The 14,036-nt window shown below is 66.6% G+C and carries 16 protein-coding genes and 1 tRNA gene; 2 read left to right on the plus strand and 15 right to left on the minus strand.

All coding sequences use genetic code 11. From position 1 onward, the window contains the following. Position 1: 1 nt before the first annotated feature. The 3 genes from tmk to RUR49_RS19230 all read right to left on the minus strand — a co-directional run bounded on the left by tmk (position 2) and on the right by RUR49_RS19230 (position 2,989). A complete protein-coding gene (gene tmk / locus RUR49_RS19220) occupies positions 2 to 685 on the minus strand; it encodes a dTMP kinase (protein WP_409148131.1) in 684 nt (227 codons plus the stop codon). Between the two features lie 8 nt (positions 686 to 693). Then, positions 694 to 2,094: a septal ring lytic transglycosylase RlpA family protein gene (locus RUR49_RS19225; RefSeq protein ID WP_409148019.1), complete on the minus strand. Its 1,401-nt coding sequence runs from the start codon at positions 2,092 to 2,094 to the stop codon at positions 694 to 696. A gap of 391 nt (positions 2,095 to 2,485) precedes the next feature. Continuing rightward, positions 2,486 to 2,989 (minus strand): hypothetical protein, encoded by a 504-nt coding sequence (locus RUR49_RS19230; RefSeq protein ID WP_409148020.1) that lies wholly within the window; start codon positions 2,987 to 2,989, stop codon positions 2,486 to 2,488. Positions 2,990 to 3,098: 109 nt separating this feature from the next. Here RUR49_RS19230 and RUR49_RS19235 point away from each other — a divergent pair. Beyond that, positions 3,099 to 3,188: transfer RNA gene (locus tag RUR49_RS19235), tRNA-Ser, on the plus strand. 368 nt (positions 3,189 to 3,556) lie between these two features. Here RUR49_RS19235 and RUR49_RS19240 read toward each other — a convergent pair. Both RUR49_RS19240 and RUR49_RS19245 read right to left on the minus strand, forming a co-directional pair. Next, a complete protein-coding gene (locus RUR49_RS19240; protein ID WP_409148021.1) occupies positions 3,557 to 3,790 on the minus strand; it encodes a hypothetical protein in 234 nt (77 codons plus the stop codon). Next, positions 3,787 to 4,164 carry a hypothetical protein gene (locus RUR49_RS19245; RefSeq protein ID WP_409148022.1) on the minus strand — a complete coding sequence of 126 codons (378 nt, stop codon included), beginning with the start codon at positions 4,162 to 4,164 and terminating at the stop codon, positions 3,787 to 3,789. The genes RUR49_RS19240 and RUR49_RS19245 overlap by 4 nt, the downstream gene beginning before the upstream one ends. A gap of 289 nt (positions 4,165 to 4,453) precedes the next feature. On the opposite strand from RUR49_RS19245, the gene RUR49_RS19250 reads away from it, so the two are divergent. Continuing rightward, positions 4,454 to 5,485: a hypothetical protein gene (locus RUR49_RS19250; RefSeq protein WP_409148023.1), complete on the plus strand. Its 1,032-nt coding sequence runs from the start codon at positions 4,454 to 4,456 to the stop codon at positions 5,483 to 5,485. Positions 5,486 to 5,500: 15 nt separating this feature from the next. Here the strand turns inward: RUR49_RS19250 and RUR49_RS19255 are convergent, their stop codons facing one another. The 10 genes from RUR49_RS19255 to RUR49_RS19300 all read right to left on the minus strand — a co-directional run bounded on the left by RUR49_RS19255 (position 5,501) and on the right by RUR49_RS19300 (position 13,910). After that, complete coding sequence (locus RUR49_RS19255; protein WP_409148024.1) at positions 5,501 to 5,728, minus strand: hypothetical protein; 228 nt, start codon at positions 5,726 to 5,728, stop codon at positions 5,501 to 5,503. After that, positions 5,725 to 6,039, minus strand: a complete 315-nt coding sequence (locus RUR49_RS19260; RefSeq protein ID WP_409148025.1) for a hypothetical protein — start codon at positions 6,037 to 6,039, stop codon at positions 5,725 to 5,727. Before RUR49_RS19260 ends, RUR49_RS19255 begins: the two co-directional genes overlap by 4 nt. After that, positions 6,036 to 7,160: a phage major capsid protein gene (locus tag RUR49_RS19265; RefSeq protein WP_409148026.1), complete on the minus strand. Its 1,125-nt coding sequence runs from the start codon at positions 7,158 to 7,160 to the stop codon at positions 6,036 to 6,038. Before RUR49_RS19265 ends, RUR49_RS19260 begins: the two co-directional genes overlap by 4 nt. Before the next feature lie 29 nt (positions 7,161 to 7,189). Next, complete coding sequence (locus tag RUR49_RS19270) at positions 7,190 to 7,447, minus strand: hypothetical protein (protein WP_409148027.1); 258 nt, start codon at positions 7,445 to 7,447, stop codon at positions 7,190 to 7,192. A gap of 631 nt (positions 7,448 to 8,078) precedes the next feature. Next, positions 8,079 to 10,238, minus strand: a complete 2,160-nt coding sequence (locus RUR49_RS19275; RefSeq protein WP_409148028.1) for a DUF3987 domain-containing protein — start codon at positions 10,236 to 10,238, stop codon at positions 8,079 to 8,081. Beyond that, complete coding sequence (locus RUR49_RS19280) at positions 10,231 to 10,533, minus strand: hypothetical protein (protein WP_409148029.1); 303 nt, start codon at positions 10,531 to 10,533, stop codon at positions 10,231 to 10,233. Before RUR49_RS19280 ends, RUR49_RS19275 begins: the two co-directional genes overlap by 8 nt. A 3-nt stretch (positions 10,534 to 10,536) precedes the next feature. Continuing rightward, on the minus strand, positions 10,537 to 10,740 hold the full coding sequence (locus RUR49_RS19285; RefSeq protein ID WP_409148030.1) for a helix-turn-helix transcriptional regulator: 204 nt from the start codon (positions 10,738 to 10,740) through the stop codon (positions 10,537 to 10,539). Positions 10,741 to 10,858: 118 nt separating this feature from the next. Then, the gene (locus tag RUR49_RS19290; RefSeq protein WP_409148031.1) at positions 10,859 to 11,488 is read right to left on the minus strand and encodes a hypothetical protein; all 630 of its coding nucleotides are present in this window, start codon (positions 11,486 to 11,488) and stop codon (positions 10,859 to 10,861) included. A 27-nt stretch (positions 11,489 to 11,515) separates the two neighbouring features. Then, the gene (locus RUR49_RS19295) at positions 11,516 to 12,706 is read right to left on the minus strand and encodes a tyrosine-type recombinase/integrase (RefSeq protein ID WP_409148032.1); all 1,191 of its coding nucleotides are present in this window, start codon (positions 12,704 to 12,706) and stop codon (positions 11,516 to 11,518) included. A 262-nt stretch (positions 12,707 to 12,968) separates the two neighbouring features. Then, on the minus strand, positions 12,969 to 13,910 hold the full coding sequence (locus RUR49_RS19300; protein WP_409148033.1) for a LysR family transcriptional regulator: 942 nt from the start codon (positions 13,908 to 13,910) through the stop codon (positions 12,969 to 12,971). Positions 13,911 to 14,036: the final 126 nt, after the last annotated feature.

A 14,036-nucleotide genomic window follows, 5' to 3' on the forward strand; every position in this document is an offset into this window, starting at 1 on the left:
TCTAGGCGCCCGTCACGGTGACGGTGTCGCCGGTCGCGACCGTCAGACGGTTCTCGACCGCGGTCCAGATCGCAGCGGCGACGGTGTCGGCATCGGCGGTGGCGTCAATCACCACGCAGCGTGCCGGCTCGGCCCGGGCGATCGCGAGGAAGGCTTTTCGCCGCGCCTCGTGCTCGGCGAGCGGATCGCCCTCGAAGCGGTCCGGCCCGCCGTCGCCCGAGCGCGCCGCGGCGCGGGCAAGGCCGATATCGGCGGGAATGTCGAGAATGACGGTGAGATCCGGTGCGACGCCACCGAGCGCCACTTGCTCGAGTGCCATCAGCAGGTCGCGCGCCACGCCGGCCGTGCCCTGATAGACGCGGGTGGAATCGGTGAAGCGGTCGGAGAGCACCCAGGCGCCGTTGGCCAGCGCCGGCCGGATCAACCGGTCGACATGGTCGGCTCGCGCGGCGGCGAAGAGCAGTGCCTCGGCAGCAGAGCCGAAGCGGCGCGCCCCGCCCGCCAGCAGCACATGCCGGATGGCTTCGGCGCCGGGCGTGCCCCCCGGCTCGCGGGTGCGCACCACGCGGAGCCCCCTGCCCTCCAGGTGGTCGGCGAGACGAGAGATCTGCGTGGATTTGCCGGCCCCCTCGCCGCCCTCGAAGGTGACGAGGACGCCACGGCGCCCGGTGCCGTGCGGCGACAGCGGCGCCGTCACCGGGTGAGCGGCGCTCCGCCGCTCGCCGCGCCGGTGCGGGTCGGGGCGACGAAGCGGCCGATCGCCAATCCGGTCACGTCGGCGGCGCCAGCCGGTGCAAAGGAGGCCGAGGGCGAATAAGCGGGAGCGGCCGCCGGCGGCGTCGCCAGAAGATCGTCGATGGAGGCCGGCGGCGGGTCGTTGGGATTGCGGACCGGCAGCCTTGGCGTCAGGCCGAGGGTGGCGGCCGCCACCTCGGCGGCGCCATAGGGCGGCAAGGCGGTCTCGGCCCCCGTAGCGGGCACCCCGGCACCCAGCGCCAGCGGCTCCATGACAGGCGCAGCGGCGGCCACGGCAACCGGCTGCGGCGCGACCGCTGCTGCGGGCTGCGGCGCTGACGGGGATGCCGAGAGCGCGGGGTCGAGCGAGGCGACCTGGATGCCGGTTGCAAAGCCGGCCTCCTGCGGCCGTGCCCGCGGCGTCGTCACCAGCATGCCGGCGATCTCGATCGTGCGGATTTCCTCGATCGCCGCAGGCTCAGGAGCGACGGCCGGCGCAACAGCGGGAGCTGCCGGGGCAGCTGGTGCGATCGTCTGCCGGGTGATCGCTGGAGCGGCCCGGGCACCGCCGCGCTCGCCGGAGCGCAGAAGCGGCGCTGTGGAGCGTGTTGCGGTCGGAGTCGTGCGGGCACTGGTCTGCGTGGTCCCTGCGGCCGGCGGCGTCTTCGACGCGATCATCAGCGTCCGCGGCTCGGCGGCCGGCGAGCCCGGTGCCGGAGCCGGACCGGAGTCGGCATCGCGGAATGTCGCCGCCAGGATCTTCCCGTCGCCACCCTCGATCGGCGCGAGGCCGACGTACTGAACCCGCACGCGGCCCATCCCGCGCGCCTTGAAGTCGAGCATCTCGGCGACGCGCCGGGAGACGTCGATGACACGCCGCCCGTGATAGGGGCCGCGATCGTTGATGCGGACGATGACGGAGCTGCCGTTGGCGAGATTGGTGACGCGCACATAGGACGGCAGCGGCAGTGTCGGATGGGCCCCCGACAGCGAGTGCTGGTCGAACACCTCGCCGTTCGCGGTCCGGCGGCCATGGAAACCGGGACCATACCAGGACGCCACGCCCGTGGCCTCGAAATTACCGGGGTTCTCGATCGGCTTGTACCACTTCCCGGCGATCCGGTAGGGCTTGCCGACGTGGTAGCGGCCACCGCCCTGCGGGACCGGTTCGCCCGAGCCGACCACCAGCGGGCTCGGCGCAACGCCGTAGCGAGGGTCGACCGAGGCCTTCTTGGACGTGGTCGATGTGCAGCCCGCGACGGCGACGCATCCCAGCGTAACGATCAGTCCGACCGCCGCGACCGGGCCGCGTCCGCGCCGGACCGGGATCGTCGCCGCGCTGTCTCCGTCGCCACCCACTGATCGCATCCGCACCTGCCTCGCGTCGACATGGGTTGGCGAACGATCGCCGGTCCCGATCGCCCTCGCGAGGGCGGTGAGGCGGCATGGTCCAGGCTGAGCCCGATCATCGCCGCACGAAGGGTCGCACGGGATCCGGACACCCGCAAGGGTCGGTCACCGCTCGGAGCCTGCTCGCCCGATGAAGGACACGGGTTGACGGCTCCGTGTCCCCAATCGGGATCGAATGAGGCGCGAATGTGACCCTGCACCAGGGGCTGTTAAGGATCGATGGTGGCGAAAGGTGCAATTCGACACGATCGCGGCCTCACCCGGCGGGCGCCCACCGGCGCGCGAGGGGCCGAATCGTCGCGGCCGCTCCGCCCTCTTGTCGCGCCCGTGCCCGCGGCGCCTACTCGATGCGCGCCGTTCCGGCGAGCCCGTCGTCCCGAAGCCAGCGCAGCGATTTGTCACCGGTGCGGGTGAGCGTGAAGCAATGGGCGCGACCGTCGTACCATTCCTGCCATTGCTGGCAGAGGCGGTTGCCGTCGATCCACCAGCGTCCCTTGTCGGTCGGCGCCATCATCTTGCCCAGGCCGAGGGCCTCACCGTCACCGTCGACTACCCCACCCGACCGGTAGTTCAGCGGGAACTCGCCGCCGAACGGCGTGGCGAGATAGATGCGCTTGCCTCCGACAATCGACTTGATGTCCGCCGCATCGAGCGGCCCGGACGTGGCGAATGTCGGAGCGACTCCCGCACCGAGCATCGCCGACAGCGCCAGCGCCGCGACAGCCAGCCGTTCCTTGCCACCAATCGGCATCGAGACCTCCTTGCATGCCCCCGCTGCTCCATTGGCCGGGATACGCGCGTGAACCCGTGCCGGATTTGCGGCATGGGCGCGGCTGGTCGCCACGCTGATCGGCTTCGACGCGGCTCATCGGTGAAAGTACGCGCCTGAGGTCAGTTGAGCTCACCGCGGCGACTTGACAGCGACGGCAGGATCGACGGAATGCACGCGGGACGGATGGGTGGCCGAGCGGTTGAAGGCAGCGGTCTTGAAAACCGCCAGGGGTGCAAGCCCCTCGTGGGTTCGAATCCCACCCCATCCGCCATTTTCTGCGCTAACTATCTCATTTCACTTGGTTTTATGCGGGACGGTCAGCGCCGCCCACGCACCCACCCACAAACTGCCTCTGGAATGTCCCGGACGTTCGCGGAATGAAAAGGGCGGCCCTCGCGGACCGCCCTCCATCTGGTTTTGCCACAACCTGTGTCGAAACCGTCCCAAGCTGGGACAGTTTCGCAAGCTCTAGCCATCGCGCCACCTGCTCGTCGCGCTCAAGTGCCGTCAGGTCGCCTCGGCAGTACCCACGTCGCGAGGCTGATCAGCTTGCGGGAGAGCCACATGCGGACCGTCTCGACCACCGCCCGGCGAAGCTGCCGCCAGCCGTCCCGGCGCCGCGGGCGCACCAGCGGCACGCTAGGCCGCATCGCGCGGCACCATGCGGTCGTCGGCTCGCTTGGCCGTGGCCTCCTGCAGGATCGCGTTGGCGTCGCGAAGCAGCACCATCCCCTCACCGAGAACGGTGTTGAGGGCTTCCAACTCGCGCCGGTCCAACTCCCCGTGCTCGCTCGGGCACGTCACGAGAAAGGCGGCGGTTACGAACTGCTCGGCGCGCCGGAGCATGTCGTGCGGGTGTTCTCGTGTGGTCACTGTGCGGCCCTCCTGAGGTAGTCGTGTAGCCGGTCGAGAAGCTGCTCCTGATACTGCTCGCTCAGTGGGCCGCGATGGTCCCGCACGATGTCGAGCGCCTCCACGGCATCGGCCGGCGTCGCAAGGTCGATGCTGCTCAGCCGATCCTCGAGGGGGTCGATGATCTCATCCATCGCGGCATCGAAGTCTTCGTCTTCCAGTGGGCTCGCGTTGAGTTCGGCGAGCGCGTGCCGGTAGCGATCCACAGCGGCGCGGAAGTGGGAACCGGCCCCGCTCGCGCCCGCAGGCAGCGCGGCGATGGGAGCGGCCGCGGCCGCCATGCCGACGAGGAACGTGCGGCGGGATGTGGTATTCAACGGGACAGCTTCGGGCATGGGATAGCTCCTTGCCTGGGGTAGGGCCGAGCTGGAGGCTGCCACCTCTTGCTCGGCTCGCATTTGTGTAGTACGCAATGACCATGACGTCAATAGATGTACCACGCAAAAAACGCGGCCGGCCCGCGACAGGGCAGGATCCGGTGACGGCGATCAGGCTGTCGACGGACTTGCGCGCCGCGCTCGAGACGGCCGCGGCGGCCGAACCCGACAGCCCCAGTCGGTCGGAGATGATCCGGCGGATCGTGGTCGAGTGGCTGCGAGGCCGGGGGTACCTGCCGAAGGAGTAGTGATCGAGCGCGGCGCGAAATTGAGGAGACGTGCGCAGCCTGCGGTTTATGGTGAGCCGAGGGAAACTCACCGCGGGGTTCTTGCTGCAATGTCCGGCATCGCTTGGAGCCCCTACCGTGCGGTTGCGCGATTGGCAGTCGTTCTGGGTTTTCTAGGTGGGTCCGTGCCCTACGGCGCTACCGCAGCCGATGAACGCAACGGTCAATCCGTACTGGCACAGGCTGGAGCTTCCCTGCGCGACGCCAAGCGAACGGGACTGCTCAACGAGGCCGAGAGCGCACCCTATTCCGTAAATTACGAGAAGGCCTGCTCCGATCCCTCCAGCCGCGAGGAGGCCGATCTCTGCCAGCAATGGCGCAACGCCGAGGCTGCGAGTCAACTTGTTGAGCAAGCACACTTGCAGATACGGTTGTCGTTACTGGAAGGCGCTCTGCTCGTTCTAACCGTATTTTTCACCGGTTGGGCGGCGGTCGCCGCATCACGAGCGGCTAAGTCAGCGCAGAGCGCTGTCAACGTAGCGATCACTGCCACGCGCCTGCAACGCACCACCGACCGTCCATACTTAGTTCCGACAGGCGCCTATCCGGAAATCATTTCGTCCGGTAGTCCACAGCACGAAATTGCTCTGCGGATGAACATCCTCAACGTGGGACGCGGGCCAGCGATCTTCACGGGTTTTGGGGTGACCTCTGAGATTGGAGCGTCCGCAACGGGAACCTGCCCTCTACGGAGTGGCGAAATGAAAGGGAGGTGGTTCATTCGCGAGGACAGCACCCGCACATTTTCGGTTCCGTTCGCCTACGTCTTATTCTCAGGTGAACAATACGATCGCTTGATGCAAAATAAAGTAAACCTGTACTTCTATGGATACTTAAGGTACGTCGATATGTTTAAAGTGGCGCGGCGAACGTCGTTTTGCCTAGAATTCGTTCCGAAGCAGAAAGATCTACTGACGGCGGGAGTATTTGTGCAATCTGGTGATTCAAATCTTTGGTATGACGAGGAAGAGTCCGAAGAGTACGGCGGCTAGCACGACAGTCGCCCATCACTGCAGCCGTGTCGTCGGCGCGTTCGGCTCGTCGACGAAGCGGGCCACCTCTGCCAGTGCGTCGACACGCCAGGCGGCGAGGTCCGCCCGGGTCCGTTCCATGTTCGCGGCAATCTCCGCGTCGCTCGCTCCGAGGTCGCGGAACATGGTCTCCGCATTCGACAGCGCCTCTGCGATCACGTCGTCGAGGCCGGCCACGCCCTTCCGTTTGGTCGTGTCGTTCATCGGCCCGCGTCCTTTCCGTCCTTGCCCTTGCGGGCCATTAAGCTCCACGCGTCCGACGCGGCGGGCGCCTCGCCGGCCATCACCTCGCGGATGGCGCACCAACTCTGACCATCGACGACGACGACGGACCCGCGGGCGTAGTCGGCGGCTCGACTGTAGGTGCCGACGAACATCATTCCCTTGGTGGCGCGACGCTCGAGCATTTCGATACGGTCGGCGAGCGGCCCAACAGCCTCGCGGATCGCCTGCTTGGTGACGCTCACGAAGTCGTAGAGAGCCGTCTCGAGTTCCTTGCGGTCCAAATCGCTCATTCCGCGTACCTCGCACCGACGAGCAGCGCGACGGCATCGGCGCGGCGCAGCTTCCAGGCGACGAAACGCGTCATGCGGAACGCGATCAAGTTGCTCATCCACAACGATGCGATCGGGGTCGAGCCGGTCCACGGGCTGTCGGGCGAGTCGTTCAACTGAACATCGCCCTCGGTGAAGGCCGCCACCTCGATGCCGTCGTCGGCGATCAGGAGCTCGGCACTGTCGAGGAGCGTGACCGTGTCTTCGGCCGGGCTGTTGCCGTCGACCGGCGCAGCCTCCGAGACGAGAACGGGCAAGCCCCAAAGGGTGCCGCCGACCGCCGTCACCGTGTCGAACGGCGGACCCATCGAGGCCAGGCCCACCGCGGTGCGCTTGCGCATGATGACGACAGCGCCGGTGAGGTCGCCGGCCACCGCATCGAACAGGCGCCGGAAGTCGAGACGCGCCGCCGCGGCCGTCGACCCGCTCGACTCGATCGTGGTGGCGCCGTAGGTCACCGCGCCCGGCTGCTGCCCGTCCACGGGCGCGAGGGACGGGTTCAGGAACGACACGTCGGAAAACTCGACTGCTACCGCCTCGAGGTCGCGACGGATCAAGGTGTCCGCGGACGGGTCCGACAGACGCACTAGGTCGGTGCTCGCCACCGCAACGCCGCCGATCTTCGCGGGTGCGAGCGTCGTGCTCACGTAGGTGATGGGGCTCAACTGAAAGGCGCTGCCCTCGCTGGTCCACCGCGCCGTTGCGCCTGCCGTCTGCGTCGGAGCCGCGATGTTGAAGGGGACCGGCCGCGCCGCCGGGAGACGGTCGATCACGGTGCGAGCCCTCAGCACTTCGCCGAACGCGTCGGCAAGCTGCCGCTGCGCTGCGAGCTCCGAGCCCCACGCGCCGCCGCCGGTATCGTTGAATGTGCCGGGCGAGACGGCGGAACGGCGGTTCGGGGCGAACGCTGCCTTCTCGACCGCGGGCAGGTTGACCGACCGGCCCCACCGCGACTTGAAGAACGCCAGCGCCTCGTCCGATCCGCCGTTCTGGCCAACGGCCGCTTTGGCGATGGCGAGGCGCAGGTAGTCTTTGGCTCGGTTTCGAACGTCGGTGGAAAGGACAGGCGCGAGGATTTGCATGAGGGGATCTCCGATTTGCGCAGAGCCTGTCATGCCTCGCGGTCCGATGCTGTGACGCGTGACGCGTTCGGCAGTAGAACGACGCGGGCCCGCTGCGCCGCCTCGGCGATCTTCTGGCGATCGTCGGCGTGATGGGGTGCGAGATAGCCGGCCGCGATCAAGGCATCGGCGGTTTCGACCTCGTCTACTTCGATCACCAACACCATGCGACCGCGGCGCTGGCGGTCGCGATAGCGCCGGGTGCGGTCTGCCGCCGGTGATGGGTGGGACTTGCCCCGGTCCTTCATGGGCGAGCCCCCAACAAAACGTTCTCAGTTTTGCCCGCGCAGAAGTTTTCTGACCGCACCGGTCCTAGGAAACGCGCCACTTTGGGCTCAAACACCCCCCCTCCGGCGGTGCTGTCGAAAGGTTTTTTGTCGCCATTTTGGACAGGTTGTCGCCCGCACCGGTCCCAACCATCAGGGGCGCCAGCACCGACCCACCCCCGGGGGGAGTGATTGTCGTCCGTCGCCTTCGCCCTGGGACCGGCGGGGGAGCCGCGCTCTGCAAAAGCGTAAGAAATCGCGTTCCGGGGATGAGCCGCGCGCATCAGTGCAGCACCCGCCCGAGCTCGGCGATCTCGGCCCCGGCCGCCCGCTCTGCGTCCTCTCGGGACAGCCCACCATCAAACTCGAGGATCCCGGCGCGCTCGTCGAAGGCCGCGCGCCAGTCCTCCACGTCCCAAGAGGAGCGCCAAGTCTGCCCTGCTACAGTCGCTACGCTTGCTACACTTTGTTGGGAGTGAGCGGCCGGAGTCCCTGCTACACTCGCTACACTTGCTACACTTTGGGTGGCGCGAGGCTGAACCGTAGCAACTGTAGCGACTGTAGCAGCCTGCGAGGTCGAATAGCGGGTGCGGAAGCGACGGTAGGTCATCGGTCAACGTCCCCCAAGAAACCGAAGGCGCCGCGGCCGCGGTGATACCTCCTCGAGCCACCCGTGTGCGATCAGGATGGCGACCGACTCCTCCATCGCTGCTTTCGTGCGCAGCGCGCTCGGTCCGAGCTGGACCATGTCGCGGAAGGCGATGACGTCGGCGCGGCGGTCGCCCAGCCAGTCAAGCAGCGATTGCGCGCGAATGAGCCTCGGGTCTGTGCGGCTCGCCTGAGCGAGGCGGACAGCTTCGCTGACGTAGTAGTCGGCGATGGCAACAGCACGTTCCATCGCGTCCACGTCGATCGTGGTGGCGTTGCCGCTGTCGACGATTGTGAGCACCCCAGCGATCCGCGCGGCGTGTTCGGCGATCTTCGCCGCGAAGTCCCGGATGGGCCGGAGGGCGCCGTCCGCGCCTACCTGAGCCTCTATCGAGTCGTGGAAGGCGCACCACAGCTTGATGGCGTCGGCGCCGATGGTCAGAGCATGAGGCTGGAGCTCATTGCGCGATCCTGCCGCCAGTGGCGCGGGCTGCTCCAGCAGGGTGAGGATGCGGGCGCCATAGGCACGGATTGCCTTCTCGTCCTCGATCGTCGGTTCGCGGTAGAAGCGGCTCCCGGCGATGGAGTCGGGCGCGACTACGAGGATGCGGGACAAGAGCCCCTGATCCCGCAAGAGGGTGTCGGCGAGGAATTGGGCCGCGACTTCGCTTTGCACCATGACGTGAAGCGAGAGGCGCCGGCCGTTTAGGATCGAAACACCGTCCTTTGCCCGGATCCTCTTGATTGGCTTCCCGTCCCAGAGCTCCGACAACGCCGCGGCTGTTCGCAAACGCGACTCGTCGCTCAAGCCGTGCCCGCCGGTGAATGTGCCACCTTCCGCGGTGAAGATGCCGAGGGATGCGTGTGCGTTCGGCCAGGCTGTCGCCAGCCCCTCGAACGTGAAGTCGCCTGTCGTGAGGAACGCCTGTAGCGGCTTCTCGGGCTCGTCGCCGAGCGCCGACAGGCTACTCCGGCGCCCGGCCAAGTCCAACTTGCCGTTGGCCTCGATCTTCCGCTTTTCGGCGGCCCAAGCGGCGAAGGAGAGGCGCCATTCCTTCATGTCTTCGACGTACTGCTCGCGGAGCACCCGTTCGCGCTTCGCCAGAGGCCAGAGCGCCTCATTGTCGGCGGTCGACTTGCGCTCGCCAGATCCTGCGATAGTCACGAAAAAGCACGAGAGCGGCCGCGCCTGGCCGTAGGGGAGCAACACGTCCGCGTGGGCCTGAGCGGCCAGAGCCGTTGTCGACAGCACCGATTGCGCGGCGATGGCGTCCGGGACTTGCACCTTTTCGGCAATCGCGCGGACCGCGCGCGAGAGCAGCGGGCCCAGAGCGTCCACGGGGAACGGGTCTGCCTTCGGCATGGGCGGGAACAGGGGGATGGGTCCGCTCTCGGCAGTGTCAGCCGGGCCCTCACCTATCGGCACCGCCTCGGCGAGCATCTGCCGCAGATCGTCGAGGGTGACGCCCGCCGGCGGCTCGTCAGCGAGGTCCCACGAAATCGGAAAGTGGTCCGGGATCGCTACTGCGTGAACGGACTTGGCGCCTGCCGCGAGCGCGCGCCGGCAAATATCGTTCTCATAGCGCTCGCCCGGCTCGTCGTTGTCCCGCCAGATGGTGACGTCTCGGCCGGCGAGCACCGACAGGTCACTCTTGCCGGCTGCTCCGGCGCCGCCACTGGTCGTCGTAGCGATGAAGTCTGTGAAGAGCTTCGCCGCGGCATTTGCCGTCCGCTCGCCCTCGCACACGAGCACGGGAGCGGCAAGGTGATCCGTGAGCTTGTCGAGGTTGTAGACGATGCGAGGCGCGGGCGGCGCCTTCGCTACCCATTCCACACCGGCGGCCCGCTCGACGAGACAGCACGGCCTCATGGTCTTTCCGCCGGGACCGTCGTAGCGAACAGCGTAGAACATCGCCTCGCCATGCTCGTTGCGGAAGACGTTCGCCTCGGTGAAGGTCGTGCCGCGCGGCGCCAGCCGCTCAAACGTCGACTTGGTGGGCCTCATGTCCGCAGGCACGGGCATCACCACGCGCTCGTCACGATCTCCAGCGATGGACATGGTCGCCAAGGCGATCTCGGCCGGTGCCAACGGGCGGAAGGGGTCGGTCGCTGCCATCTCACCCATGCGACGTCACTCCGATCGTGTCGGCGAGCTTTCGCGCGGCATCGGCCTGCGAAAGCGAGAAGAGGAAAGCCACGAGGCTGACGGGATCTCCGCCGCGGTCGCTGGTCGCGAAATCGCACCATGCGCCTGTCGTGACGTTCACCTTGAAGCTCCCCGGGCGCCGGTCGTCGCGGCGCGGGTTCCTCGCCGTCCATTCCCGGCCGACGAGGCGACCATCTGGAAGCCATCGAGCCAGCAGCGCCGGCAGCGCGTGAAGCGCGGCGGCGTTCACGGCGAGGAAGTCGAGGCGCGGCATCTGCTAAGCCGCCTGCTTGCAAGTGTTGTCGCGAGCAGCAACGCGGGACGCTTGCCAGGCGGCGATCTCACTCTCGAGCCACCCGACAGCGCGCCCCGACAGCGGAACAGGCTTCGGAAACCTGCCTTCGGCGATGTGCGCGTAGATCGAACTGCGGCCTAGTCCGGTAGCTCGCTTCACCTCGGGGAGGCGCAAAATCTGCTGCATGGGAAACCACCCTGTCCTTCCCGAACACTGTCGGGTTGCATCGGATGGCTTCGGATTATGCACACGCGGCTGGTGGGCGCATCAACTCTGTACGGACATTTCCCGTCGCGTCATTCCGCTATTTGTCCGCGGAACGTGAAGGCGCCACGCTAGCCGACTTCGCCTTCCGCAGTCCGAATGCATTCTGAAGGAGCTTTCGCACTTCAACGGGATGTTCTACCGTGCTTTCCCCTAGTCCCTCCAGAACAAGCGTGACGAGGCGAAATAAATCTCCGCCGCCTTTTGGCGTCGGCGTGATGCCCGCGTCAATCAATCGCTGAGCCATAAGGCGCACTAAGCGCTCGCGCGGCGACACTTGCCGGCCAGCGGGAATATGTTGCTTTGCATTATCAAGCAACTGAATGGCCTCCATGAGGTCAGTCTGTAAATTGCTGAGATGCTTCATTCCGTCCGTATCCTTTGCCGCCGCCACGAAAACGCGCTCCAGCTGTAGAAACTCCGGTGACAAAATTTGCGTGAGCGCCGCCACTAGTGTGGCCCGCGTATCAGAGATAGTCGAAATAACATCGGACGGTGTGCGGTTGTCAGCGGCGCCATCCCGCTGCACAACATAGAAGAATACATCTCGTTCAATGTCGTCAGGATCAATCATCGGAAGGTAGTTCTTAATCTTAATCTTCGTGTTTTCTGGCAAACTCGTGTCGCTGCCATTCCACCTCACTGGTAGCCGCCATTCAGATTTTTCCATCGGAATACCTCTCTAAGGAACGGGCGTTTATTGTCGGCCTGTGCAGTACATTCCCCACGCCTCCATCAGCTTTCGGCGCTTGGGAAACAGGTCACCCCGTCGGTAGGCCGCTTCCACGTCAGACGTGATCGCATGCGCCAAAGCCATTTCGACCACCTCGTTCGGGAATGCGGTTGTCTCCGCCGCCCAATCCCGAAAGGTCGATCGGAAGCCGTGCGTGGTGAGGTCTTCTCGCCCCATCCGGCGAAGCACGGTGAGCAGCGCCATGTTCGACAGCGGCCGGCCCGCCTTCGCGCCCGGAAACACAAACTCGCCTTCGCGCGGCAGCGCAGAGAGGATGTCAACGACGCGAGGCGACAACGGCACGCGATGTTCGCGACCGCCTTTCATGCGACGAGCCGGGATGGTCCATGACGCCTCGGCAAGGTCAATCTCACTCCAGGTCGCCTCTAGCGCTTCCGAGGTACGGACAGCGGTCAGGATCACAGCCTCGAGGCACCGCGCACTCGTGCCATCGCGCTCGCGAAGCGACGCCACGAGCGCTGGGATGTCTTTGAACGGCAGCGCCGCATGGTGCTGGACCGGTGCCACCTTGGATTTGGCAGGGAGGAGCTTGTCCAAGTGCCCACGCCAGCGTGCGGGGTTTGCGCCGTCCCGGTAGCCACGAGCGGCCGCCCAGTCCAAGACGAGTTCGACGCGCCCCCGCAACCTGGCGGCCGTCTCGGTCTTGGTCGACCAAATCGGCTCGATGACCTTGAGCACGAGCCCCGTGTCGATGTCCGAGACCGGGAGGCCACCGAGCACCGGAAAGGCGTAGGTCTCTAGCGTGCTTGACCACTGCGCCCGATGCTTCGGATTTTTCCAACCGGCCTGGTGAGCTTCGATGTAGCGCTCTGCGCACTCACGGAACGAGGCACCGCGCGCGGTCTGCAACATGGTTGCCTGTCGATCGGCGTTTCGGGCGTCGATCGGATCCACGCCTTGCAGCAGGAGGCGCCGGCTATCCCTCGCCGCGTCGCGCGCCTCCGAGAGACTGACGAGGTCGACGGGCCCGAGCCCCATCTGACGCGCGCGCCCTCTCAGCATGTATCGGAAGAGCCACGAGCGGCTTCCGGTGGATGTGACCTGCAGCCACAAGCCGCCGCCGTCGCCGTACCGACCTGGCGCCGTCAGCTTGCGGACCGCGACAGCCGTCAGTCGGTTCGAATCCCGAGCCATCCGCCACAGCCACTCCCGAGGCACCCACAATCCAGCCCACAAATCAGTGATGGATTGTGGCGGAAGTCAGCGGACGTGTCCAGACGCGTTGACCCACGGTTTCTGTCGACCTATACCGCGCACTGGACAGAGACGGACGGCCCTGGAGCTATGGCGGACAGACACCCCATCCGCCAGTTTGGTGCGCCTTGCCACGCGACCTTTGCAGATTGCCTCAAGGTGACCGGTCAGCGCTCGCCGAGGCGGGAACGGCCTGATCCGGCTACGCCACGGGCCGCTCGGACGCCTTCCAGATGCCGCGGCCGACGAGATCTGTCACGACCTCGCGGATGATCAACTGCAGCTTGCGCGCCGCGAGGCTCTCCGGTCGTGCCTTGTTGCGGGCGAGATAGACCGGCCGGGTCAACGGCGGGTCGACGATGCGGGACGAGACGAGCTCACCGCGGTCGACGCAATCGTGCGCCGCGGCGGGCGCGAGGATGGTGAAGGCGCTGCCGCGCAGGACGAGGTCCTTGATCTGGCTGAGCGCGTCCATCTCGAGGAACACGTCGAGCTCGAGACCTGCGTCACGCACGAAGCGGTCGATGGTCTTCCTGAGCCCGTGCCGCTGCGATGGCAGCACCAGTTGGAGCTTGGCGACCTCCGCGAGCGGCACCGGCTCGCCGGGCGGAACCGCGAGCGGCCAATCCTCCCGCGCCGAAAAGAAGTGGAGGTCCTCCGACATCAGGAGCTCGATCTCGTGATGCCGGACTTCCTCTACGTCGTAGAGGAAGCCGAGGTCGACGGTGCCGTCGTCGAGCCACTTCTTGATGAAGCCGCTCATCGCCTCCATCACCTGCAGCTTCACCTGCGGCAGCGTCAGCCGCACCGTCTGGGCGAGAGGCACGGACAGGACCATCGACACGGAGGGCGGTAGTCCGAGGGCGACGAGGCCGTGCGGCGTGCCGCCGGACTGACGCACCGCGTCCATGCAGGCGGTCATCGAGGCGCAGATCTCCCGGGCGTGGCGCAGGAGTACCATGCCGGATTCCGTCAGGACGACGCCGCGCGGCGAGCGGTCGACGATCGTCACGCCGAGCTCCTGCTCGATGCGGATGACGTGCTGGGACAGTGAAGGCTGGGCGACGCCGAGGCGCTGTGACGCCGCCGAGAGCGAACCCTCCTCGGCGATCGCGATGAAGTAGCGCAGATGCTTGACGTCCATGGACCACCTTGCAAGGGCCACCCTGCAACGGCCACCGCGCGGGCCGGGACGCTAGAGAGAAAAGCTCTAGCCTGTCAAGGAACGCCGTCTTTCTCCCGCCGGGGTCCCCTCCTCTATTCTCGCCCG

This window comes from Pseudoxanthobacter sp. M-2, from assembly GCF_046156265.1.
In the GTDB taxonomy this organism is placed as follows: domain Bacteria; phylum Pseudomonadota; class Alphaproteobacteria; order Rhizobiales; family Segnochrobactraceae; genus CAMDHY01.

Coding starts and splice junctions, on each gene's coding strand:
- RUR49_RS19245 (WP_409148022.1), bottom strand. CDS start 4,164: ATGCCCGAAGCTGTCCCGTTGAATACCACATCCCGCCGCACGTTCCTC.
- RUR49_RS19255 (WP_409148024.1), bottom strand. CDS start 5,728: ATGAACGACACGACCAAACGGAAGGGCGTGGCCGGCCTCGACGACGTG.
- RUR49_RS19260 (WP_409148025.1), bottom strand. CDS start 6,039: ATGAGCGATTTGGACCGCAAGGAACTCGAGACGGCTCTCTACGACTTC.
- RUR49_RS19265 (WP_409148026.1), bottom strand. CDS start 7,160: ATGCAAATCCTCGCGCCTGTCCTTTCCACCGACGTTCGAAACCGAGCC.
- RUR49_RS19270 (WP_409148027.1), bottom strand. CDS start 7,447: ATGAAGGACCGGGGCAAGTCCCACCCATCACCGGCGGCAGACCGCACC.
- RUR49_RS19275 (WP_409148028.1), bottom strand. CDS start 10,238: ATGGGTGAGATGGCAGCGACCGACCCCTTCCGCCCGTTGGCACCGGCC.
- RUR49_RS19280 (WP_409148029.1), bottom strand. CDS start 10,533: ATGCCGCGCCTCGACTTCCTCGCCGTGAACGCCGCCGCGCTTCACGCG.
- RUR49_RS19285 (WP_409148030.1), bottom strand. CDS start 10,740: ATGCAGCAGATTTTGCGCCTCCCCGAGGTGAAGCGAGCTACCGGACTA.
- RUR49_RS19290 (WP_409148031.1), bottom strand. CDS start 11,488: ATGGAAAAATCTGAATGGCGGCTACCAGTGAGGTGGAATGGCAGCGAC.
- RUR49_RS19295 (WP_409148032.1), bottom strand. CDS start 12,706: ATGGCTCGGGATTCGAACCGACTGACGGCTGTCGCGGTCCGCAAGCTG.
- RUR49_RS19300 (WP_409148033.1), bottom strand. CDS start 13,910: ATGGACGTCAAGCATCTGCGCTACTTCATCGCGATCGCCGAGGAGGGT.